Consider the following 22,350-nt stretch of genomic DNA (forward strand, 5'->3'; position numbering starts at 1 on the left):
GTGTGCCGATTGAATGGCCGATCAGCCAACGATAATGTTTTCCTGCGGATAACGAATAGGTTCGGGAGCCATCGGTCTGCTGATGGAGTAGGCGATGGTCAACGGGCCAAGTCGTCCGACAATCATCTCGGCGGACAGAATAAACAGGCTGGCCGGATTGCCGGCGCTTGCCACGCTCACCGAATAACCGCCCAACGAGAAGGCCGAGCAGGCCTCGAACACGGCGTCCACGAACGCGCAGCCGGTGGTGAACATCAGCATCATCGCACCGACCATAACCAGCGCAAAGCAGGCCGTGGTCACGGACACGGCGGTCATCTGGATGCGGCGGGGGATACGGCGGCGGAACACGGTGACATCGCGATGGCCGGTGAATGCGGCGCGGCAAATCAAGAGAATCACCGCGAACGTGGTGACACGGATGCCGCCGGCGGTGGATGAGGAGCCTGCGCCGATGAACATGAGTATGCTCATGAACACTTTGGTCTCATTCGTGACTTCGGGCACCCAGGAAATATCGAAACCGGCGGAGCGGGGCATGACGGCGGCGCTCATCGCACGGCGCATCTTCATGCCGGGACCGTCTGCGGGGAACAGGCCGGTATTGCCCCACTCGGCCAGCAGGAACCAAGCCAGTGAGGTGGCCACCAGCACAGCGGTGGTCACCAAAGTGAGTTTGGTGTGCAACGTCCAACGTTTCGGGCTGAGATGTCGGCGTGCGCACTGCACCAGATTCAGCACCACGGGGAAGCCGAGCGTTCCTATGAATGCGCTGATGAGAATCGGCAGTCCCACGCCCCAACGGTTCACATGCAGGCCGGTGGCGTCAGGCGTGAAACCGGTGTTGTTGTAGGCCGATACCGCGTAGAACAGCGCCTGCCACAATGTACGTCCCATATTGCCGTGGTTCACGCGGAACAGGTCGGGCAGCAGCAGCACGAAGGTAAGCACCTCGGCGATGATGGAGGTGCCCAATACCATGGTGAGTACGCCTTTGACCTCGGAAAGCTTCGTGGTGCCCAGTTCGTTCGCGGTAAGCATGCGCTGGGAGACCTTGAGTCTGCGGGAAGCGCCAAGAGCCACCATCGAGGCGAAGGTCATGACGCCCAGGCCGCCGAACTGGATGGAGAATAGGATGACAACTTGGCCGAACGTCGACCAGTATTCGCCGGTGTTCACCACCGGAATGCCGCAGGTGGACAGGGCCGAGACGGCGGTGAAGAACGCGACCGGGAAGTTGGTGAAGATGATGTCCGATGTGGAGATCGGCAGCAGCAGCAAGCCGGTGACGATGATGATCAGTGCGCCGAAATACACCATGGACAGACGGCCCGGGTGCCTGAGCAGACGGTCGGTGATGCTGATGCGGCGAATGCGTTTGGCGGTTTTATCGCTTTTGTCTCGGCTCAGTACATCGGCCGAATACCATCATGACAGGCCCTTCGAGGCCTCCTCATTGGCGGAGGATTCGTCGAAGTCATTGGCCATGGGTCCTCAAGCTCCTCAACTGATACTGCTGTATGGTCATACGGCATGCCATCGCGCTGCGCACGGCACGCGTACGGTGATCGCGCGGCTGTATGCCATTGTATGCCGAAGCCTTACGTTAATCGACTCTGCGGAACGTTGTCGGCGACGCGCCACGAAGCGGCATTTTTCGAACACCTGTACGAGTGATGACGGTGTCTGCGGCTAGAATAATGAGCAGTGCGACCGAATCGACAGGAGGATGCCATGGCCAAGCGCAACGCGGTGGTGGTGACGCATACCAGGCTCAGGCAGACCGGAACCGTAGTGGCCGAGGCGGTGAGCCAGCTGCGAGTGGCCGGTTTCGAAGTCACCATCATCGACAACACCGAGGCCCCCGATTTCGGTGTGCAGCCGCCGTGCGTGTCGGACGACACCGAAATCGTCGTGGTCCTGGGCGGCGACGGCACGATACTGCGCGCCGCCGAACTCGTCCACTGCACCCAGGTGCCGATTCTCGGCGTGAACATGGGGCATGTCGGCTTCCTGGCCGAATTCGAAAGCTTCCAGATCGACGAGGCGATCCGCCGGGTCGCCACCCACGACTATTCGATCGACGAACGCATGATCGCCCATGTGGACGTCTGGCTGCCCGGTGCCACCAAGCCCATCGAGGATTGGGCGCTGAACGATATCACGCTGGAACGCGCCGACCGAGGCAAGATGGTCGAACTGTCCATCCGCGTGGACGATGTGGAAATGAACTCGTTCGGCGCGGACGGCGTCATCGTATCCACGCCCACCGGTTCCACCGCCTACGCCTTCTCCGCGGGCGGTCCGGTCATGTGGCCGAACGTCAAGGCCCTGCAGTTGATTCCGTTGGCCGCGCACGCCCTGTTCGCCAGGCCGCTGATCATCGGCTCCGGCTCGACCTTCACCATCGATATTCTGGACGAATCCATGTCCGAAGGCTGGATTTGCTGCGATGGCCGCCGCCAGCGCGCCCTGCCGCAGGGTACGCGCGTCATGGTGCGCGAATCGCGCGATACCTTGCGCCTCGCCCGACTCTCCGGCGTGCCGTTCACCAACCGTCTGGTCTCCAAGTTCGATCTGCCCGTGGTCGGCTGGCGCGAGCACGCGCGCAATGAGGCCTCGAGCCAGTCGCTGCATCACGGGCATACGTTCCCGGCGGCCGCGTATGCGGCTGGCGTTGCCGTTGCCGTTGCCGGTGACGCTGGCGTCGCTGGTACCGATCCCGACAAGCCGGGCGAACGCGACGGCAAGGCAGGAGCCTGATGCTCGAAGAACTCGATATCCGCAATCTGGGGCCGATTCGAGAAGCCACCATTGCGCCGGCCGCAGGCATGACCGCCATCACCGGTGAGACCGGCGCCGGCAAATCCATGCTGCTCTCCGCGATCCGACTGGTCTCCGGTGGGGCCGCCGAATCCTCGCGCGTCTCGGCCGGGGCGGACGAGGCTTGGGCCCAGGCGATTTTCGCGCTCGCGGATGATGCCGTCGCATCTGAACATTCCGGCGACACCAACGATGCCGGTTCTGACGATTCTGACAGCGGGCTCACCGGTGCTGCCGCGGCCGTGGCCAAAGCCCACGACGCGGGCGTCGACCCCGAAGACGGCGAACTGTTCCTTTCCCGCACCGTACGCGCTTCCGGACGTTCGCGGGCCGTGCTCGGCGGCAAGTCCGTACCGCGTTCGGTGCTGGGGGCCATCGCCGGCGAACTGGTCATCATTCATGGCCAGACCGATCAGCTGAAAATCGCGGCCGCCGCACGGCAACGCGAGTTTCTGGACCGGGTGGCCGGAGACGAAGCCGAACTGGCCGCCTACCGCAAGGCGTGGGATGCGCTGGCCGCCATGGATGAGCGGCTGGAACGCCTGCGCTCGCAGGAATCCTCTGCCCGCCAACAGGCCGACTACCTGCGCGAATCCATCGACCGCATCAACCGAACCGACCCGCAGCCGGGGGAGGACGAGGAGCTGAAGGCGCGCCGCGAACGCATCGAAAACGCGGCCGACATCGCCCAAGGCGTGGGTTCGGCGCTGGGCGCGCTGGATGCCTCGCAGGTGGATGTGGACGCCGCCGACGGCGCTTCGGCCGTGGAACTCATCAATCATGCGGTGACCTCGTTGCGCGCGATTCGCGTCGGCGGCACGTTCGCCGAGCAGGCCGATCGGCTTGAATCCATCAATGCCGATTTGGGCGACGTGGTGTTCGCCCTGAGCCAGGAGCTGGGTGACGAAGGCAGCGTGGAGGATCTGGACCAGATCAACGGCCGTATCCACGAGCTTGGCGACCTCACCCGTCGGTGGGGCCCCACCTTGGCCGACGTGCTCGCTTGGCGGGACAAGGCGGCGTTCGATTTGGAGGATCTGGACGCCTCGCCGGAAAAGGTCGCCGAACTCGAATCCGAACGGCAGACGCTGTACGATGCGGCCCTCGCCGCCGCCGACGTGCTGAGCGCCGCGCGCGTGGCTGCCGCTGCCGACTTGGGCGCGCGCGTCACTGAAGAACTCGGCTCGCTCGCCATGCTGGGCGCCTCCTTGGAAGTGCGCGTCACGCCGCGAGACAAGGCCGATGATCCGCTCGGCCCGTATGGTCGCGACGATATCGCGTTCCTGTTTACGCCGTTCGAGGGGTCGCCGCAGTTGCCGATGGGCAAAAGCGCTTCGGGCGGTGAACTGAGCCGACTGATGCTGGCCTTGGAACTGGTGGCCGCCGACACGCGCGGCGGTGCCGACCAGACCTTCATCTTCGACGAGGTTGACGCCGGCGTGGGTGGCAAGGCCGCGGTCGAACTGGGCAAACGTCTGGCACGGCTGGCCCGCAGCGCGCAGGTCATCGTCGTCACCCACTTGGCGCAGGTCGCCTCGTGGGCGGACGCGCAGTTCGTGGTCACCAAGGAGCCGCCGGATGCCGATGACGACGATTTGGGCGTGGTCACCACCATCGCCGAAGTCAACGGCGAAACCCGCGTCCACGAAATCGCCCGCATGCTCTCCGGCAGCGAATCCGAAGCCTCCCTAGACCACGCCCGAGAACTCCTATCCGATTCTCGGCTTACGCTCCCGCTGGCGGGAGCTGGCGCCGCAGGCGACTGAGGGTGGTTGAAGAAGAAGGAGATTAGCAAATGGCCAAAGCCGCCATATTCGACCTCGACGGCACCCTCCTAGACTCCATGGGAGTCTGGGACCAAGTCGACATCGACTTCCTGAACAAGCGCGGAATCGAAGTGCCGCCCGACTACATGACCAAAGTCTCCGCCATGCAATTCCGCCAGATCGCCGAATACACCATCGCACGCTTCGGCCTTACAGACACGCCCGAAGAGCTCATGCAGGAATGGGACGACATGGCCAGCGTCGCCTATTCCACCACGGTCGAAGCCAAACCCGGCGCGCTTGACTATCTGCGCGATCTGAAAGCCTCCGGTGTCAAACTGGGTGTCGCCACCTCGCTGCCCCCGCATCTGCGTGAGCCGGCGCTACGCCACGTCGGCATGTTCGATCTGTTCAACGATATCGTCTCCGTCGATGACGCGAACGACGTCGGCAAGGACCAGCCCGACGTCTATCTGCTCGCCGCCAAGCGCCTAGGCGCCGCGCCGGTCGACTGCACGGTGTTCGAAGACCTGCTGGTCGGCATGAAGTCGGCCAAATCGGTCGGCATGAAGGTCTGGGCCATGCACGACGACTCCTCCGCCTCCGATTGGCCCGAGATCTGCCACCTGGCCGACGGTGTCCTCTTCGACTTCCACGACGCTCCGCGCGTGCTGTGATAAAAAAGTTACACCCCCGCTGGCGGGGCTGTCGGCGGGGCGTTGTTGGGCATGGGTACCCCTTTCCGAGGCCATTGTAGGCACGAGTCATGTTTCGACACTATAAGTTGACGATGTATTTGCTCACTGTTCAACTGTTATGTAACACACCTTGACAGTTAAGCAGAACAGTTATACTGTGTTGTATAACAGCTAAACAGCTGGGGTGCTAGTCAACCACAATCGAAAGGGGCATAGGTGAAACTGATCATCTCATCCGTGTCCGGTGAACCCATCTACGAGCAAATCAAAACCCAAATCCGTTCGGCGGTGCTCAGCGGCGAGTTGAAGGCGGGCGAGGCCCTGCCTTCCTTGAGGAAACTCGCCAAGGAGCTGCGCATCTCCGTACTCACCGTCACCAGGGCGTACAACGAACTGGCCGATGAGGGCGTGGTGCAGAACATCCAAGGCAAAGGCACTTTCGTGATGGACAAGGGCAACGAACTGATGCAACGTCAGCTCGAAACCCAGATTCGTGAAAGCCTGGCCGAGGCAAGCCGGGGCGCCAAAGCCGCCGGCATTCCGCTGGACGCATTGGACCGCATGCTCGAAGAGGAATACCGCAAGGAATAACCTCAAGAAAGGACCATGGACATGACCGCCATATCCGAATCCGACGCGATGGCGTTGCAGGTCACCGACGTCACCAAACACTATGATTCCGGCTTCACGCTGGACGACGTGACCTTCGACCTGCCCAAGGGCTACATCATGGGACTGATCGGCCCGAACGGCGCCGGCAAATCCACCCTCATCAAACTCATCCTCAACATGATTCACCGCGACGCCGGTTCGATTCACGTGCTCGGCCTCGACAACATCGCCAACGAGGAGCCCGTCAAAGAACAACTCGGCGTGGTGTTCGACTTCAGCTACATGCATGAACAGTGGCAAGTCAAGAACATTGAACGTATTGTCGCGCCACTGTATCCATCATGGGACGGTGGATGCTATCACAAGTATCTGGATACTTTTGGCCTTGGTGGCGCACAGAACGGCAAGAAACATATCAAGGATCTTTCCCGCGGCATGCAGATGAAGCTGATGCTGGCCATCGCATTGAGTCATGATGCCAAGCTGCTGATTCTCGACGAGCCGACCAGCGGACTCGATGTGCTTGCCCGCGACGAACTCATGGATATCCTGCATGCCTACATTGAGGATGGCGAGCATTCGGTACTGTTCAGCACCCATATCACTGCCGACCTCGAACGTGCTGCTGACTTCATTACCTACATCACCGATGGCCGTCTCTACTACACCGGTCCGAAAGACGAGTTTGAGGAATCGTTCCGCCTGGTTAAGGGCGGTCCAGACGAACTGGCACAACTGCCTGCGGACGTAGTGCTGGGCTCACATACGTATGCCACCGGATTCGATGCGCTGGTCCGGTCAGACAGGCTTGATGCTGTTGCGTCGGTGGTTTCGGGGCTTGTCGTTGAATCGGCTTCCATTGATGACATCATTCGACTGACCAATGCCCATGATTCCAATCGTGACTTGAGCGGGAGGTGAGCGGCCATGGAGGCAATACTGAGGGTGTCGCGGTCTCGGCAACATGCATTGACCACTGCATTGCGCGTCGATATGGCCTACCTGTGCGTCGGCGAACGGACTGTGTTCTCGTTGTTGTTGGCACCGTTGTTCTCCGTCATCTTTCAAGGTGAAGCTTATGGTGATGGCTTCGGCTATCGCATGGGTGTCATCATGACGGTATTCACCTGTGCCATGTGGGTGCTGACCATGGCGGTTGCTGACTTACAGAACGGATATCGGCTTCGTGGCATTATTCCGGCTTCGAGGAAGAGTCAGGTGGCCGCGCGATATGTGGTTGGATTGGTGATTTCCGTATTGTCGATATCGATGATCGTGCTGATTGACGGGTTGCAAGTGCTGGTCAATCCGGATTGGTCATTCGCGGGCAATCTGTGGGCGGCGCCGTTGGGAGGTTTCTGCACCGCGCTGATGGTCGCGCTTATCGTGCCCACGGGTTATCTGTGGACCAAACTAGGCGGTCTTCAAGTCACGATGATGGTGATTTATGTCGTTGTATTGGCTGTATCCATACTGCTATCTATTTTGCCTGCTTCGGTGACCAGAGGATTGGCCCATGCCGCGAATGCCATCATCGCGCAACGATTGTGGCTGGTTATTGCGGTATTGACAACGACGGTTGTGGCATATGGAATCTCGTATGTAATTGCCTCTCGCATATTTGCTTCAAGGGAATGGTGACGATGAGCTGGAAATCCGTAGTAAAGCAATGTCGATTCGATTGTGTCGGGACGGGTCTGTTTAGCGTGGCGAATATGGTATTTCTGCTGGTTTTCCCGGTGCTGTCTATCGTGGTATCGCTGGTGATGATACCGACCCACGTCGATGAACACGTTGCCAGTGGTCTGATGGGCGGATGCGGAGGTTTGGCATCGGCGATGGCATGTATGAGTGCATTGGGGCCTGCGTCATCCGAGGAATCTGCAGGGCCCAGTGCCATGCGAGGGCTGATTCCCGTTTCACGCACTGCACAAGTTGTAGGTCGGTACCTTTTTCTGTTGGTGGTTGGCCTGCTCTGGGCTTTGGACGTGGTGATATGCGGCGGCGTCTTCATTGTCTTTGGCGATATAGCAGATATGGGGTGGATCGGTACCTTGGCAGCAGGTGCTTTCATCTTCGCTTTGGCTATCATTCTTGGGTCGGTGCTGCTGGCCTGTGCATACCGGTTCACCTTCCGCAAGATGATGGTGGCCTCTGGCGTGGTCCTGGTTGGCTTGTATGCCGTCATTGCGCTGTTGGCCCGATTGCCTGTTGACTGGCAATGGCTTTTGCTGAATATTACCGATTTCCTGGCGATCTGGTGGCATACGGCGCTTGTTCTCGCCGTGTTGTGTCTGCTCGCATATTTTGGCTCCATGCTTATAGCCATCCGCATCTACCGAGCCAAAGAACTCTAGCCGCGCATTTGTCCGACCGCGAATGAAAAGAGACCGACAGGAATCTGTCGGTCTCTTTCCGTTATCGGTGTGTTATCAGTCCACCAGATCCAGAGCGATTGGCTGGTGCGGTTGCTGGGAATCGCTTTCATTGGCCGTGCGGCGCGCGCGGATGGCGGCGGCTGCGCGCTTGACGGTCTTGATAACTTCCTGCAGCACCACCACGCCGAAACCGACCGCGATGATTTTCAGCCACATGTCGATCGGCAGCGGCACGGTGCGGAACATCGCGCCGCCGAATTGCACCACTAGCACCTGAAGTGCGAACATCAGCGCGAACACGCCGATCATCACCTTATTGCGCAGCAGATTGGCGAACAGGCTGGCGTTGCCCAGCTCGCGGCTGTTGAAGGCGTTGAACAGCTGGAATACCACGAACAGCGTGAACAGAATGGTCGACTGCTGTTCGGCGGTGCCGCCCATGAAGTTCGTCCAGCTTTGCGCCATGAACACCACGGCGATGAACGCGCCGGAGACGATGATGCGCTCCAGCATGCCGCGCGAGACGATGCCGGCGTCACGGCGGGTGGGCCTGCGGTCCATAAGATTGTCGCGAATCGGCTCCATACCGAGCGTCAGCGCGGGCGGGCCATCCATGATGATGTTGACCCACAGCAGCTGCAATGCGGTGAACGGCGCGGCCAGACCACTGAACAGCGAGGCGAGTACCACGACCACCGAAGACAGGTTCACGGTGAGCTGGAACTGGATGAATCGCTGGAAATTCTCGTAAATGCCACGGCCCCAGTGCACGGCCTTGACAATGGTGGCAAAGGAATCGTCCAGCATCACGATATCGCTGGCTTCCTTGGACACCTCGGTGCCGGCGATGCCCATGGCGATGCCCACGTCCGCGTTCTTGATGGCGGGCGCGTCGTTGATGCCGTCGCCGGTCACCGCCACCACATTGCCCTGGGCTTTCAGAGCGTTCACCACGCGCATCTTGATAACCGGCGTGCTGCGGGCGATCACGCGGATGCGGCCGATTTCGCGGGACAGTTCCTCGTCGCTCATTTCCTCGATCTGGCGCGCCTCGACGGCGATATGCCGCTCGTCCAGAATGCCGAGTTCGTTGGCGATGGCCGTGGCGGTCACGATGTTGTCGCCGGTGAGCATCTTGAGCTCGATGCCCGCCTTGCGGCAGCGCTCCACGGCACCGGGCACATCCTCGCGCAGGGGATCCACGATGGCCACGAAGCCGTCGAACATCATGCCGGATTCCAAGCCGGCGCGGTCGGCAGCGTAATCGAGAGCCGCAGTGTCGGCGTCCTTATCGGAAATATGGCGGTGGGCGAAGCCGAGCACTCGGCAGGACTGCGCCTGGAACTTCGCGATTTCCCGTTCGATTTCGCCGCGCGTCTTGGCGTCGACGGCGCACAGGTCGAGCATCTTCTCCGGGCTGCCTTTGGCGAACACGGTAATGCCGTCGCCGTCACGCACCACAGTGGTCATGCTCTTGGTCTCCGACGAGAACGGATACGTGTGGAGCACCGTCGCGCGCTCGCGGCGAATCCGGTAGTCGAGTCCGGCCTTGTGCGCGGCGACCAACAGTGCGCATTCGGTGGGGTTGCCGATGAATTCCGGCATCGCGCCGGCCTCGGCTTCGGTGGCGCCCGGGAAGGTCACGTCGGCGGTGCCGTTGACGCAGAAGTTCTCCAGCAGCATGCGGTTCCTGATCTGCTCGGGCTTCTCCAAGGCGCGGCCCGGCGCGTTGTACGCCTCGATCACGGTCATGCGGTTCTGGGTCAACGTGCCGGTTTTGTCCGAGCAGATCACGTTGATGCAGCCGATGGTCTCGCACGCCACCATCTTCTTGACCAGCGCGTTCTGCTTGGACATTTTGATGATGTTCACCGCGAGGCACGCGGCCACGATGGTCGGCAGGCCTTCGGGCACGGCGGCCACGATCAGCGTTATGGAGGTGATGAACGCCTCGGAAATCGTGTCGAACGAGGCGGTGCCGGAAGCCACGAACCGGGCCACCTGAAGCACGAACACCAGTGCGGCCACAATCGAGCCCACCACGGCGATCACCTTGCCGAGCTTCGCGAGCTTCTCCTGCAGCGGCGTCATACCGGTGTTGGCGGCGCGCAGTTCGCGGGCGATCTTGCCGAACTCGGTGTCGTCGCCCACGGCGGTGACCACGGCACGGCCATTGCCGGCGGTCACGAAGCAGCCGGAATACAGCATGTTCGTGCGGTCGGCCACCGGGGTCTTCGGGTCGGTGAACACGGCGTCGGCGGCTTTGGCACTCGGCACGCTTTCGCCGGTGAGCGCGGATTCGTCGGCGGTCAGATCGTTCGATTCGATGAGGCGCGCATCGGCCGGCAGCTTGTCGCCGGTGCTGATCTGCAGCACATCGCCGATGGTGATGTCTCGCTGCGACACCAGCGTGACCTCGCCATCGCGCACCACGGTGACGGTCGTGTCGTCATTGATGTCGTTCAGCGCTTCGAATGCCTTGGCGCTGCGACTCTCCATCACCACGGTGATTGTCACGGACAGGGCGATGGCGAAGAAGATGCCCACGCATTCGAGAATGTCGGCGTGGCCGCCGGCCATGGCGCGGGTGATGTTGACGCCCAGGGTGATGGCCGCCGCGATCATAAGCATGATGAGCATCGGGTCGGCGGCCGTCTTGACGATGCGGGAAAGCATCGATTCCGGCTTCGGCTTGGTGAAGGCGTTGGGACCGTACTGGTTCAGGTTGTGCGCGGCCTGTTCGCTGGTCAGGCCTTGATGTGCATCGGTGCCCAGCGTGCTGATGACTGCTGGCGCATCCTGCATGAATGGTGCGGGCGTCTGCCCGTTGGCCGTGGTCATATGTTCCTCTCGTTTGGTTGACACACCGCACTGAAACCCGCGTAATATCACTCGCGTACCGCGCAACATGGCGGCACGCAGCCAAACGAATCGTTGACGACCATGTATCGCATACTCCGCGGTACATGAGTCTCGTCATTTAAGGCAAAGCCAGACCGTAACGGAACTGCCGACGGCCACGATGTTGACTTGCCACATTGCGGTTTGGGCCGAGCCCTTCGCCGCAATGCTGTCTACTCCCTCATGGGACTATTCAGTTGCAGAAACAGAACCTAACAAACCACATGGATTTTCCCGTTCGCCGGCAGCATGGCGATTCCCGCCTTCCTAGAAAAAACAAGCAACACGCCATTGGCTCGTTGCAGGTGAAAAGCCGCAAGAAAGCCGCGCGTGACAAGGCTCGGACATGCTTGAACATGCCTGGACCTTCGACTTGTGACATCAGAAAACAAAAAACCGATACATGCTGGTAAAGCATGTATCGGTTGGGAATTGTCAGTTAGTGCCGTCAGCGGACTATCACAGCGCCTGGGCGGCCTTTTCGACGTAATCTTCCATGCCGTCGATGGCCACGACGTCCTTGAACCGCACGTCGGCGGTCTCAAGACCACGCAGGGCGGCCGGGGCGGTGGTGCCGGTCTCGTGGGCCAGCACATCCATGCACTCGAAGTCGGTGCCGGTGGCGTCGAAGCCCAATGCCTCGTTCACCACGCGCGGGAACTTGTAGGGGCTGGCGGTGGAGAGCAGCACGCGCGGGGTCAGCGGGTCGCGCGGCATCTGCTCAAGCAGGTAGTAGCCGCAGGCGGTGTGCGGGTCGATCACGTAGTGGTTCTCGTCCCAACAGTGCTTGATGGACTCGCGTACCTGATCCTCATCGGCCCAACCGGTGCCGAAGATCTGACGAATCTTGGCCAGCAGTTCTTCCGGGATCTCGTACGTGCCCCACTTGTTGAGGTCGTTCATCAGCATGGAGATCAGACGGGTGTCGCCCTCGGACAAGTAGTACAGCATGCGCTCCAGGTTGGAGGAGATGAGGATGTCCATCGAGGGGGAGATGGTCTGGAAGAACGGGCGCTGGCGGTTGTAGGTACCGGTGGTCAGGAAGTCGAACAGCACGTTGTTCTTGTCGGAAGCCACCACGAGGTGCTTGACCGGCAGACCGAGCAGCTTGGCATAGTAGCCGGCGAGGATATCGCCGAAGTTGCCGGTCGGGACCACAAACTCGACCTCATCGCCGACGTTGATCACCTGGTCGGCGAGCAGTTGGGCGTAAGCGGAGAAGTAGTAGACGACCTGCGGCACCAGACGGCCCACGTTGATGGAGTTGGCGGAGGAAAGCACCACGTGCGAATTGCCGGCGAGACGCTCGGCCAGGGCGCGGTCGCCGAAGATGCGCTTGACCGCGGACTGGGCGTCGTCGAAGTTGCCTTCCACGGCGGCCACCTGCACGTTGGAGCCGGCTTGCGTGGTCATCTGCAGCTCCTGGACCTGGGAGACCTTGCCTTCCGGGTAGAAGACGGTGATCGCGGTGCCCGGGGCGTCCGCGAAGCCGGCCAGCGCGGCCTTGCCGGTGTCGCCGGAGGTGGCGGTGAGGATCATGATCTTCTCGTCCGCGTCGCCATCGGCCGGCGTGGTGTGCGCCATGAAGCGCGGCAGGATCTGCAGCGCCACGTCCTTGAACGCGGAAGTCGGGCCGTTGAACAGTTCGAGCACGTAATCGTCGCCCAGGGGCTTGAGCGGGGTGATGCGCTCGTCGGACCACTGTTCGCCGTAGGCGTCGGCGATGCACTGGCCCAGCTCCTCGGCCGTGAAGTCCGGCAGCAGCGCGCCCAGCACCTCGGCGGCGATTTGCTGGTACGACTTGCCCGGCAGGGAGGCCACGTCCACCTTGGTCTTGCCCAACGCGTCCGAAACGAACAGGCCGCCGTCATCGGCGATGCCCTTACGAATCGCCTGCTTGGCGGTCAGCGAATCGGTGGTGCTACGGGTGGAATGGAAGGTGGTTGTCACGATGAATCCTTCTGCCTGAAAGGGATGATGAATCCACATCAGTCTAGCGTGGGCCGTGGGCAGAAGGGCCGTCCGTCTCGCATAACCGACCGGTCGCACCGGCGAAAATCACCATTGCCATCGAACGGGGACCGGCCATATCATGGAACAGGCCGGCTGCAAACGGGCCATACGGTAAGGCGACAACGGCGAATCAATTGTCGCTTATACCAAAGAGCACCCATGACCGCTTCACCCCTTGCGCAGAAGGCAACCGATGCTTTCAACGCGCCGATCTGCGAAACCGATCCTGAGATCGCCGAACTGCTGGACTCCGAACTGGGCCGCCAGCGCAGTGGCCTTGAGATGATCGCCTCTGAGAACTTCGTGCCGCGAGCGGTACTGCAATGCCAGGGCTCCGTGCTGACCAACAAATACGCCGAAGGCTACCCCGGCCGTTTCTACCACGCCGAGGCGTACGGCGTGAACCCCGAGACCTTCCGCACCGACCCGGAGATCATCCGCCAGCGCACGCTCGACGGTGCCAAGATCCTTGCCGAACGACTACTGGCCGACGACGTCAAGGCCAACGGCATCTCCGTGCTGACCGGCGGCACCGATGTGCATCTGGTGATGGTCGACCTGCGCAACAGCGAGATGGACGGCCAGCAGGGCGAGGATCTGCTCGCCGCCTGCGGCATCACCATCAACCGCAACACCGTGCCCTTCGACCCGCGCCCGGCCTCGGTGGCCTCGGGCCTGAGAATCGGCACGTCCGCCCTGGCCACCCGCGGCTTCGGACCGAAGGAATACGAGGAGGTGGCCGACATCATCGGCACCGCGCTCGCCGCCGGCCCGTCCGCCGACGTGACCGCGCTGAAGGCCCGCGTCGACAAGCTCGCCGAAGACTTCCCGCTCTACCCCGACCTGGACCAGATTCACTGATTTTTTGCGGATGTACGCAGCTCCCTCATCAGAGGGAGCCGCGCTTATATCCCCGGCTATCTTCGGTGCAATATGGGTCGAAACGGGCAATGCGGCCCATTGTGGGTTACTCTTGTTTTTTATGAGCGATGAATTGAGTCCTGAGGTGTTCGACGCGGTGTGCCGCCAGGCCGATCAGGCCGCACGCGCACAGGAGCGTCTTGCACAGGCAAATACCGAAGCCAAAAACGAACTGTTGCTTGCCATTGCGGACGCGTTGGACGAGCATGCTGCGGACATCGAAGCCGCCAACGCGCTGGACATGCTCGAATCCAAGGAAAACGGCATGGATGCGGGCAAGCTCGACCGCCTGCTGTTCGACGTGCCGCGCGTGGCCGCCGCCGCCCAAGGCGTGCGCCATGTGGCCACCCTGCCCGATCCGGTCGGCGAGATCGTGCGCGGATACAACCTGCCCAACGGTCTGCGCCTTACCCAGACGCGCGTGCCGATGGGCGTCATCGGCATGATCTACGAGGCCCGGCCGAACGTCACTGTGGACGTGGCCAGCCTGTGCCTCAAGTCCGGCAATGCCGCGTTGCTGCGAGGCGGCCACGCCGCCGAACGCACTAACGCCGCCACGTTGGGCGTCATCGCCCCGGTGCTTGAAGCCCACGGTTTCGAATCCGCACTGGTGCAATCCGTCGACCAGTACGGGCGCGCCGGCGCCACCGCCATGATGGAGGCGCGAGGCCATATCGACGTGCTCGTGCCGCGAGGAGGAGCGGGTCTGATCCAAGCCGTCGTGCGCAACTCCAAAGTGCCGGTCATCGAAACCGGTGCCGGCAACGTGCATATCTATATCGACAAGTCCGGTGATCTCGCCAAGGCCATCCCGATCATCATCAACGCCAAAACCCAGCGCGTGGGCGTGTGCAACGCCGCCGAAAAGCTATTGGTTCATAAGGATGTCGCCGCCGAATTCCTGCCGCAGATCGCCGCCGCTCTGGCCGAGGCGAACGTCGTGCTGCAGACCGACACCACGTCGTACGGCATCATCTCCGGTGCGGCAATCGAGGGCCTTGACCTCAACCACGCCGCCGAAGAGGATTGGGACACCGAATACCTGGCCCTCAAAATGGGCATCAAGGTGGTGTCGGACCTGGACGCGGCCATCGACCACATCAACACGCATTCCACAGGCCACACCGAATCCATCATCGCCGAGGATTATGCGGCCATCGAGGAATTCACCAAGCGCATCGACTCGGCCGTGGTCATGGTCAACGCCTCCACCCGCTTCACCGACGGCGGCGTGTTCGGCTTTGGTGCCGAGCTTGGCATCTCCACGCAGAAGATGCACGCACGCGGTCCCATGGGATTGCGGGAGATGACCACCACCAAGTGGATCGGTTACGGAACAGGACAGGTGCGCGCATGAACGAGGACGGCAACATGAACATTACGGCTGACACGGCAAACAAGGCAAGCGAACTGCGGCCCGACATCGACCTCAACGATCCCAAGCTCGGCCTGAAGATCGCGGCCGAACGGCTCAGCATCGTCCGCTACGTGTTCCTTGTGCAGATCGAGGACGGCATCGCCTCCGCCGCCCAGCGTGCGTCGCTCGAATACGCGGACGCCGTGCTCATCGGTTGGCCCGAGACCGATTCGCCCGAAGTCGCGGACCTCGACGATGCCCAGCTCAAGATCGTGCGCGAACACATGGAGCTCATGGAAGGCTACATCGGCAAATACAGCCAGATGGAGCACGACGGTGACCTTGACGGCATGACCGACACGCTCATCCGCATCACCGAGCGTGTGGCCGAGGTCCGCCGCCTCTACCAGCCGGACTTCCCGCTGCCCACCTTCGCCGAAATTCGTCGCGTGGTCCAGGACGAATGGGATGAAGACATGGGCAAGATCGATCCCAGGGAAGACAATCCCACCGCCGGCGAAATCGAAGAGGAAACCGAATCAGCCGATGACGCCGCCGGCGAGGGCGACCAGGCATGAGTGGTGTTACCGACAGCCACAAAACGGCTGCGTCAGTTCAGTCCGAAAAATCAGTGGAATCCGCCGAGCCCGCCGAAATCGTTGCCGTCACCCAAGGCGAAACCGAACGGCGCATGTCTGACCTGTCCGCGCCGGCCGGGGCCAGCAGCCATGGCAAAGGCAGGCTTTCCGCACGCGGCAACTGGCATACGCGCCTGCGCGTCGGCATCATGGGCGGCACGTTCGACCCGATTCACAACGGCCACTTGGTCGCCGCCTCCGAAGTAGCTTGGGTATACGACCTCGATGAGGTGATTTTCGTACCCACCGGCCGACCTGTGTTCAAGCTGGACAAGCACGTCACCAACGCCGAAGATCGGTATCTGATGACTGTGATCGCCACCGCATCCAACCCCAAATTCACCGTCTCGCGTGTCGACATCGACCGTCCGGGCGTCACCTACACCATCGACACCCTGCGCGATATCCGCGCCCAACATCCCGACGCCGAGCTGTTCTTCATCACCGGCGCAGACGCCGTGGCCGAAATTATGCAGTGGAAGGACGCCGACCTCATGTGGGACCTCGCCCACTTCGTGGCCGTCACGCGCCCCGGCTACTCCAGTCCGGACGGCGTGACCTTGCCCGAAGGAAAGGTCGATACGCTTGAGATCCCGGCCTTGGCCATCTCTTCGACCGATGTACGCCGCCGCGCCGAACACGACGAGCCGGTCTGGTATCTGGTGCCTGACGGCGTGGTGCAATACATCGGCAAGCATGGTCTGTATTCATACGAGGACTGACGATTCGTACGAGGACTAGTGTGCATTTGTACGAGGGCTGGTGAGGATTAGCGCGAATCAGTGCGCATCAATCCTCACCAGTGCAAAAGATAAGCAGTCAGGCCAGTCCCATCTTGATTTTCAATGCCATTACGCGAGTCGCCGCCGCCGTCACTTTCGAAGCGAAAGCCGGATCGGACTTCGCCCGTTCGTTGAGGCCGTCCACAATTGGCTTTACGTAATCCGTCTGACCGATGCAGGACATGTCGCCGCCCGCCTCGACAAGCTTTACTCCCAATTGGCTTACATCGTAGCTGCTTAACGCTTCGGCAGACATCGAATCCGAAATCACCACGCCCGTGTACTTCAGGGCGTTGCGAATATGACCGTCGATAATCGTAGAAGAAAACACCGCCGGATTATTCGGGTCGATGGATTGATACGTGGCCAACGACATCATCACCATCGCAGGATCGGTCTTGGTGATCGCCTGGTCAAAGGCACCTGCCTCGGCCCCGCCCAACGTGGTGGTCGTATCCAGAATGCCTTCGGTGGTGAAGTCGGTATTGCCGCTTACCGCGCCCAACCCAGGATAATGTTTGACCGCCGCGCCGACCTGAGCGTCTCGCAAACCTTCAATAACGGCGATGCCATGTTCGGCGTTGCCGGCCGCATCCAATCCGAAATCACGATCCAGCGCGCCAATCGGAGCATTTGAGGCACGATCGCCCACCACCGTGCCGAGCACCGGTGCCAAATCGACATTTATGCCAGCAGCAGCTAATTGCGAACCCCACGTGCCTGCCGATTGACGCAATGCGTCAGCGGACATTGTGCCCTGCTCAACGGCACTGGGCATTGTGTCGAAACCGGTACCAGTCAGATGCTGCACCTGACCACCCTCCTGATCGGTGGCGATGATGAGACGATTGCCGGCCGGCGCATATCCTTGGAGTTGCGCGGTCGCGGTCTTGACCGTATCGGCGCCGGTATTCCAATTGCCAATGAGAATGGCCGAGCCAATGTGCTCGTCGGCGATTGTTGAAGCCAGCGAGGAGGGATCGGAACCGGCGAATAACGGCACCATCACTAACTGTCCCACACGTTCCTCAAGCGTCATGGCGGATACCGCACGTTGGGCTTGTGCGGCCGGGTCGTCGTTCTTCTTCGGGGAAGGAACGTCGGTGCGTGGTAACGCACTTGTCTGGGAAGTCTGGGGAGTGGTGGTGTTGCCGTTTGATGTGGATTTGGCGAACCATCCGACATGCCATCCGTAGGCTGCCACGCCGGCCAACACCACTGCCAAAGCACATATTGTCGCCACGATTGGAGTGCTCCTGTGCCGAAGTTGGCGTGTGGCGTGTGCTGAGGGACGCAGATGTTGTGGCCGTTGGCTGTTCATACCGGCAAGCGTAGAACGGAGCGTAGAACAGAACGCTGCCTCATTCTGTGCTCAGGGCATAACCTACCTCCCGCCCTTTCGATAGGCTTGAGTTATGTCTTTTAACGATCCTTTCTCAGTACTGTTCGGCAATGGCGGCGATTCACGACGCAATAATGCGAACAATGACGATCCGATCATCCTCGATGTCGAGGCCGATGGGGACGGTCCGGCCCGCAACACCAACGCCGGCCCCTCTGGGTCATCCCGCCCTCCACGTGGCCCGGCCAATCCGCGTATCACCCGTAAACCAGCGTCCGGTGGCTCAGGATCCAGCCATGGCAGCAAGGTTCTGATCGGCGTGGTGCTGGCCTTGGCCATCATCGTCGGTCTGTTCTTCGGCCTGTCCCGATTCATCACCGATCTGATGTGGTACGGCCAGCTCGGCTTCCAGTCCGTGGTCTGGACCCAGCTCGGGGTGAAGATCGGCCTGTGGGTGGCCTACGCGCTGCTCATGGCCCTGACCGGCTTCGTTTCCGCCTGGCTGGCTATCCGGGCACGCCCTGATTCGGCCGACGGTTCCACCATTCGCATTAACGGCGATGTGGTCGAGGTCGGCAAATCCGTCAGCTCGAAAACCGCTCGCCGCGTGGCCGTGGTGATTTCGCTGATCGTCGGCGTCATCTTCGGCTCTCAGTTCAACGCGAACTGGAGCGAGATTCTGCTCATGTTCAACGCGCAGTCGTTTGGCACCACCGATCCGCAGTTCGGTCTGGACAACGGCTTCTACGTGTTCGTGCTGCCGGGCCTGAAGCTCGTGCTCGCCGCCGTGGCCATGCTGCTGGGCGTGGGCCTTGTGTTTTCCGTGGTCACGCATGTGCTGATGGGTGGTATCCGCATTACCATGCCGGTTAACGGACGCGGCCTGTTCTCCATCACCAAGCGTTGCCGTCGCCAGCTTGGCATCTGGCTGATGCTCAACATGTTCGCTTGGGCAGCGCGCCAGATGATCGGCGTCTTCGACCAGCTCACCGTGCAGGGTTCACGCATCACCGGTGCCTCCTACACCGCCGTACATGCCAACATCCCCGTCACGTTCATCATGGCCGCGCTGACCGCCATCCTCGGCGTGGTGCTGGGCATCTGGCTCATGCGTTCCCACACGCTCGAAGGCCAGGCGTCCATCGGCGTGCGCGCTTCCGCCGCGCTCAAGGCTTGGCGTGTGCCGGTGACCTCCATTGCCGTCGTGGTCGTGGTGGGTCTTGTGCTCACCGTGGCATGGCCGGTGCTGTTGCAGCGCTTCCGCGTCAACCCGAACGCACAGGAGATGGAATCCACCTACATTCAGCGCAATATCGACGCCACCCGCGCCGCCTACGGTCTTGACAAGCTCAAGACTGAGCAATACAAGGTAACCGACAAGGGCGAGCAGGGCGCTCTGGCCAAGGAGGGCGACACCACCGCGCAGATTCGTCTGCTCGACCCGCAGGTCGTCAGCCCCACATTCAAACAGCTGCAGCAGTCCAAGCAGTACTACACCTTCGCCGACACTTTGGCAGTCGACAAGTACGAGATCGACGGCGTTTCCCAAGACACCGTGATTGCCGCCCGCGAGCTTGACCTGGCCGGCAACGACAACCGCAATTGGGTCAATGACCACACCGTGTACACCCACGGTTACGGCGTGGTGGCCGCTTACGGTAACAAGGTGACCGCCGACGGCCAGCCTGAATTCTTCGAATCCGGCATCCCCACTCAGGGCAAGCTCACTGAATCCGAAAAGTATGAGCCTCGCATCTACTTCTCGCCGAACACCACCGAATACTCGATCGTCGGCGCACCGGAGGGCACGCAGGCTTGGGAGTTCGACTACCCGACCGGTTCGGAAGGCGCCCTGACCACGTTCAAGGGCGACGGCGGCCCCTCGGTTGGCAACCTGTTCTCCCGTATTCTCTACGCAATCCGCTTCGGCTCCGATCAGATTCTCTTCTCCGACCGTGTGACCAGCGAATCGCAGATTCTTTACGATCGTTCCCCCAAGGAGCGCGTGGCCAAGGTGGCGCCGTACCTGACGCTTGACGGCCGTGTGTATCCGACCGTGGTCGATGGCCGCGTCAAGTGGATCGTCGACGGCTACACCACCTCTGATGCCTACCCATACTCGCAGATGACCGACCTCGGCTCCGCCACCAAGGATTCCACCACCGTCTCTTCCGCAACGGTCTCATCCTTGGGCTCGCAGAAGGCCAACTACATCCGCAACTCGGTCAAGGCCACCGTGGACGCCTACGACGGTTCCGTGGACCTGTACGTGTGGGATCAATCCGATCCGGTGATCAAGGCATGGGAGAAGATCTTCCCTGGCCAGTACCACCAGCTCTCCGATATCTCCGGCGACCTGATGAGCCACATGCGCTACCCGGAAAGCCTGTTCAAGGTACAGCGCGAGCTGCTCTCCAAGTACCACGTGACCTCTGCCAGCCAGTACTACTCAGGCGAAGACTTCTGGCAGACGCCGGTCGATCCGACCGAATCCCAGTCCCAGCAGGACCAGGACATCCTGCAGCCGCCGTACTACCTGACCTTGCAGACCGGTGGCACCAAGGAACCGGTGTTCTCGCTGACCTCCACCTACATTCCGGCTGGCCAGTCCACCCGTGAGATCCTCACCGGCTTCCTGTCGGTCGACTCGGATGCCGGCAATGAGAAGGGCAAGATAGGCTCAAACTACGGCACCATCCGATTGCAGGAGCTGCCCAAGGATTCGAACGTACCGGGCCCCGGCCAGGCGCAGAACAACTTCAACGCCAACGCCGACGTGTCCAAGGAACTGAACCTGCTGCAATCCGGCGACACGCAAGTGGTGCGCGGCAACCTGCTCACCCTGCCGCTCGGTGGCGGACTGGTGTACGTGCAGCCCGTGTACGTCAAGTCTTCGGGTGCGACTTCATTCCCGCTGCTCAAGAAGACGCTGGTCGCGTTCGGTGATCAGGTAGGATTTGCGGATACGTTGGATGAGGCCTTGGATCAGGTGTTCGGTGGTGATTCCGGCGCGGCCGCAGGCGATGCCGAGAACGTGTCCGGTGACGGATCGTCTGGTGACCAGTCGTCCGGCATATCCGGTGACCAATCTGGTTCCGATACCAATGGTGGCCAGTCCGGCACCACGGACGGCAAGTCGGATTCCGGCTCGTCTTCCGACCGTAGCCCCGAACTCCAGCAGGCGCTGAACGATGCCGCCCAAGCCATGAAGGACAGCCAGTCCGCCATGAAGAACGGCGACTGGACCGCCTACGGCAAGGCGCAGAAGGAGCTTGAAGACGCCCTCAACAAGGCCATCGAGCTCGACAAGTAGTTCCGACAGGAATTGGCTCCCCTCAGGGTGAGGGGAGCCATCGCCGAAGGCGACTGAAGGGAGTCGGTTACCTCAACTGACATAGCCCGTCCTTATCATAAGGACGGGCTATTTGCGTATTCAAAGGAACCTCATGCCATACACCTTCCGTCCGGCCGTCGAATCCGACGTCCAAGCCATCGCCGACATCTACAACGCCTCAGTGATGGCCGGCGGTGCGACCGCCGACCTCACCCCGCGCACCTTCGACCAACGCCGCGCCTGGGTCGAATCCCATACGCCGCCCTACGGCGTTTTTGTTGTGGAATCGGAAGACGGTTCAATCATTGGCTTCGGTGCGCTCTCCGTGTTCTATGACCGCGCAGGATATGACGGTGTCACCGATTTGGCCTATTACATCGATCCGGCATGGCAAGGCAGGGGAGTAGGCACGTTCATGCTTGACAGGCTGCTCACCGAGGCGCTGGCCCGCCACATGCGCAAGGCCTGCGGCATCATTTTCGCCGATAACGCCGGCTCCATTGCCCTCATGCACCGCTTCGGCTTCACCCAATTCGGACTCATGCCCGCCGCTGCCACCGACTCCACCGGCACCATGCGGGACATGTCCTACTGGTATTTGGACCTGTAGCCTTGCAGTAAGTCATTTCAGTCAAGAAAAGTGTGAGGATGCCGGAGCAAACGAGCTTGACGGCGGCGTTGAGTACAATCTTGACGGTTGGATCCGGCCGGGCATGGGCCAGTGCGCGAGGCGAACGCGCGCATGACGTACGGAACATACAGAACGTGCATACGGGAATAAAGGA

Annotated in this window: 17 protein-coding genes; 13 read left to right on the plus strand and 4 right to left on the minus strand. The window is 61.1% G+C overall.

Translation table 11 applies throughout. The features are described 5' to 3' along the window. Window positions 1–21 precede the first annotated feature (21 nt). Window positions 22–1,320 carry a TrkH family potassium uptake protein gene (locus tag AB5287_RS03480; RefSeq protein WP_368220656.1) on the minus strand — a complete coding sequence of 433 codons (1,299 nt, stop codon included), beginning with the start codon at window positions 1,318–1,320 and terminating at the stop codon, window positions 22–24. A 414-nt stretch (window positions 1,321–1,734) separates the two neighbouring features. Here AB5287_RS03480 and AB5287_RS03485 point away from each other — a divergent pair, with 414 nt between their 5' ends. From AB5287_RS03485 to AB5287_RS03515, 7 genes are all read left to right on the plus strand, one after another. Beyond that, window positions 1,735–2,763 carry an NAD kinase gene (locus tag AB5287_RS03485; RefSeq protein WP_100988811.1) on the plus strand — a complete coding sequence of 343 codons (1,029 nt, stop codon included), beginning with the start codon at window positions 1,735–1,737 and terminating at the stop codon, window positions 2,761–2,763. Then, window positions 2,763–4,589, plus strand: a complete 1,827-nt coding sequence (gene recN, locus AB5287_RS03490; protein WP_131218246.1) for a DNA repair protein RecN — start codon at window positions 2,763–2,765, stop codon at window positions 4,587–4,589. Before AB5287_RS03485 ends, recN begins: the two co-directional genes overlap by 1 nt. Before the next feature lie 29 nt (window positions 4,590–4,618). After that, window positions 4,619–5,266, plus strand: a complete 648-nt coding sequence (locus tag AB5287_RS03495) for an HAD family phosphatase (protein ID WP_023658163.1) — start codon at window positions 4,619–4,621, stop codon at window positions 5,264–5,266. 237 nt (window positions 5,267–5,503) lie between these two features. Then, complete coding sequence (locus AB5287_RS03500; protein ID WP_015713411.1) at window positions 5,504–5,878, plus strand: GntR family transcriptional regulator; 375 nt, start codon at window positions 5,504–5,506, stop codon at window positions 5,876–5,878. Between the two features lie 21 nt (window positions 5,879–5,899). Then, window positions 5,900–6,820 carry an ABC transporter ATP-binding protein gene (locus AB5287_RS03505; RefSeq protein ID WP_015713412.1) on the plus strand — a complete coding sequence of 307 codons (921 nt, stop codon included), beginning with the start codon at window positions 5,900–5,902 and terminating at the stop codon, window positions 6,818–6,820. A 6-nt stretch (window positions 6,821–6,826) separates the two neighbouring features. Then, window positions 6,827–7,540, plus strand: coding sequence for an ABC-2 transporter permease (locus AB5287_RS03510; RefSeq protein ID WP_368220659.1), 714 nt, complete (start codon window positions 6,827–6,829; stop codon window positions 7,538–7,540). A 2-nt stretch (window positions 7,541–7,542) separates the two neighbouring features. Then, window positions 7,543–8,256: an ABC-2 transporter permease gene (locus AB5287_RS03515; RefSeq protein ID WP_015713414.1), complete on the plus strand. Its 714-nt coding sequence runs from the start codon at window positions 7,543–7,545 to the stop codon at window positions 8,254–8,256. A gap of 75 nt (window positions 8,257–8,331) precedes the next feature. Here the strand turns inward: AB5287_RS03515 and AB5287_RS03520 are convergent, their stop codons facing one another. Beyond that, a complete protein-coding gene (locus tag AB5287_RS03520; RefSeq protein ID WP_010080791.1) occupies window positions 8,332–11,118 on the minus strand; it encodes a calcium-translocating P-type ATPase, PMCA-type in 2,787 nt (928 codons plus the stop codon). A gap of 519 nt (window positions 11,119–11,637) precedes the next feature. Beyond that, on the minus strand, window positions 11,638–13,128 hold the full coding sequence (gene thrC / locus AB5287_RS03525; protein WP_007051138.1) for a threonine synthase: 1,491 nt from the start codon (window positions 13,126–13,128) through the stop codon (window positions 11,638–11,640). A 222-nt stretch (window positions 13,129–13,350) separates the two neighbouring features. On the opposite strand from thrC, the gene AB5287_RS03530 reads away from it, so the two are divergent. The 4 genes from AB5287_RS03530 (at window position 13,351) to nadD (ending at window position 16,829) form a co-directional block, all read left to right on the plus strand. Further along, window positions 13,351–14,052, plus strand: coding sequence for a hypothetical protein (locus tag AB5287_RS03530; RefSeq protein WP_007051137.1), 702 nt, complete (start codon window positions 13,351–13,353; stop codon window positions 14,050–14,052). A gap of 121 nt (window positions 14,053–14,173) precedes the next feature. Further along, entirely contained in the window at window positions 14,174–15,469 is a 1,296-nt protein-coding gene (locus AB5287_RS03535; RefSeq protein WP_007051136.1) for a glutamate-5-semialdehyde dehydrogenase, read from the plus strand. Next, window positions 15,466–16,047 (plus strand): hypothetical protein, encoded by a 582-nt coding sequence (locus tag AB5287_RS03540; protein ID WP_007053591.1) that lies wholly within the window; start codon window positions 15,466–15,468, stop codon window positions 16,045–16,047. Before AB5287_RS03535 ends, AB5287_RS03540 begins: the two co-directional genes overlap by 4 nt. Beyond that, the gene (gene nadD / locus AB5287_RS03545; RefSeq protein WP_007051134.1) at window positions 16,044–16,829 is read left to right on the plus strand and encodes a nicotinate-nucleotide adenylyltransferase; all 786 of its coding nucleotides are present in this window, start codon (window positions 16,044–16,046) and stop codon (window positions 16,827–16,829) included. The genes AB5287_RS03540 and nadD overlap by 4 nt, the downstream gene beginning before the upstream one ends. 97 nt (window positions 16,830–16,926) lie before the next feature. Here nadD and AB5287_RS03550 read toward each other — a convergent pair whose 3' ends face one another. Then, a complete protein-coding gene (locus AB5287_RS03550; RefSeq protein WP_343086862.1) occupies window positions 16,927–18,132 on the minus strand; it encodes a glycoside hydrolase family 3 N-terminal domain-containing protein in 1,206 nt (401 codons plus the stop codon). 172 nt (window positions 18,133–18,304) lie between these two features. Here AB5287_RS03550 and AB5287_RS03555 point away from each other — a divergent pair, with 172 nt between their 5' ends. Both AB5287_RS03555 and AB5287_RS03560 read left to right on the plus strand, forming a co-directional pair. After that, window positions 18,305–21,544, plus strand: a complete 3,240-nt coding sequence (locus AB5287_RS03555) for a UPF0182 family protein (RefSeq protein WP_368220662.1) — start codon at window positions 18,305–18,307, stop codon at window positions 21,542–21,544. A gap of 133 nt (window positions 21,545–21,677) precedes the next feature. Next, window positions 21,678–22,175 carry a GNAT family N-acetyltransferase gene (locus tag AB5287_RS03560; protein WP_007053588.1) on the plus strand — a complete coding sequence of 166 codons (498 nt, stop codon included), beginning with the start codon at window positions 21,678–21,680 and terminating at the stop codon, window positions 22,173–22,175. The last annotated feature ends 175 nt before the right edge of the window (window positions 22,176–22,350 follow it).

This window comes from Bifidobacterium sp. RTP21102st3_E2_RTP21102_210122, assembly GCF_040916945.1.
Taxonomy (GTDB): Bacteria; Actinomycetota; Actinomycetes; order Actinomycetales; family Bifidobacteriaceae; genus Bifidobacterium; species Bifidobacterium longum.

Coding starts and splice junctions, on each gene's coding strand:
- AB5287_RS03485 (WP_100988811.1), top strand. CDS start 1,735: ATGGCCAAGCGCAACGCGGTGGTGGTGACGCATACCAGGCTCAGGCAG.
- AB5287_RS03505 (WP_015713412.1), top strand. CDS start 5,900: ATGACCGCCATATCCGAATCCGACGCGATGGCGTTGCAGGTCACCGAC.
- AB5287_RS03480 (WP_368220656.1), bottom strand. CDS start 1,320: ATGGTGTATTTCGGCGCACTGATCATCATCGTCACCGGCTTGCTGCTG.
- AB5287_RS03495 (WP_023658163.1), top strand. CDS start 4,619: ATGGCCAAAGCCGCCATATTCGACCTCGACGGCACCCTCCTAGACTCC.
- AB5287_RS03560 (WP_007053588.1), top strand. CDS start 21,678: ATGCCATACACCTTCCGTCCGGCCGTCGAATCCGACGTCCAAGCCATC.
- recN (WP_131218246.1), top strand. CDS start 2,763: ATGCTCGAAGAACTCGATATCCGCAATCTGGGGCCGATTCGAGAAGCC.
- AB5287_RS03535 (WP_007051136.1), top strand. CDS start 14,174: ATGAGCGATGAATTGAGTCCTGAGGTGTTCGACGCGGTGTGCCGCCAG.
- AB5287_RS03510 (WP_368220659.1), top strand. CDS start 6,827: ATGGAGGCAATACTGAGGGTGTCGCGGTCTCGGCAACATGCATTGACC.
- AB5287_RS03555 (WP_368220662.1), top strand. CDS start 18,305: ATGTCTTTTAACGATCCTTTCTCAGTACTGTTCGGCAATGGCGGCGAT.
- AB5287_RS03515 (WP_015713414.1), top strand. CDS start 7,543: ATGAGCTGGAAATCCGTAGTAAAGCAATGTCGATTCGATTGTGTCGGG.
- AB5287_RS03540 (WP_007053591.1), top strand. CDS start 15,466: ATGAACGAGGACGGCAACATGAACATTACGGCTGACACGGCAAACAAG.
- AB5287_RS03520 (WP_010080791.1), bottom strand. CDS start 11,118: ATGACCACGGCCAACGGGCAGACGCCCGCACCATTCATGCAGGATGCG.
- nadD (WP_007051134.1), top strand. CDS start 16,044: ATGAGTGGTGTTACCGACAGCCACAAAACGGCTGCGTCAGTTCAGTCC.
- AB5287_RS03530 (WP_007051137.1), top strand. CDS start 13,351: ATGACCGCTTCACCCCTTGCGCAGAAGGCAACCGATGCTTTCAACGCG.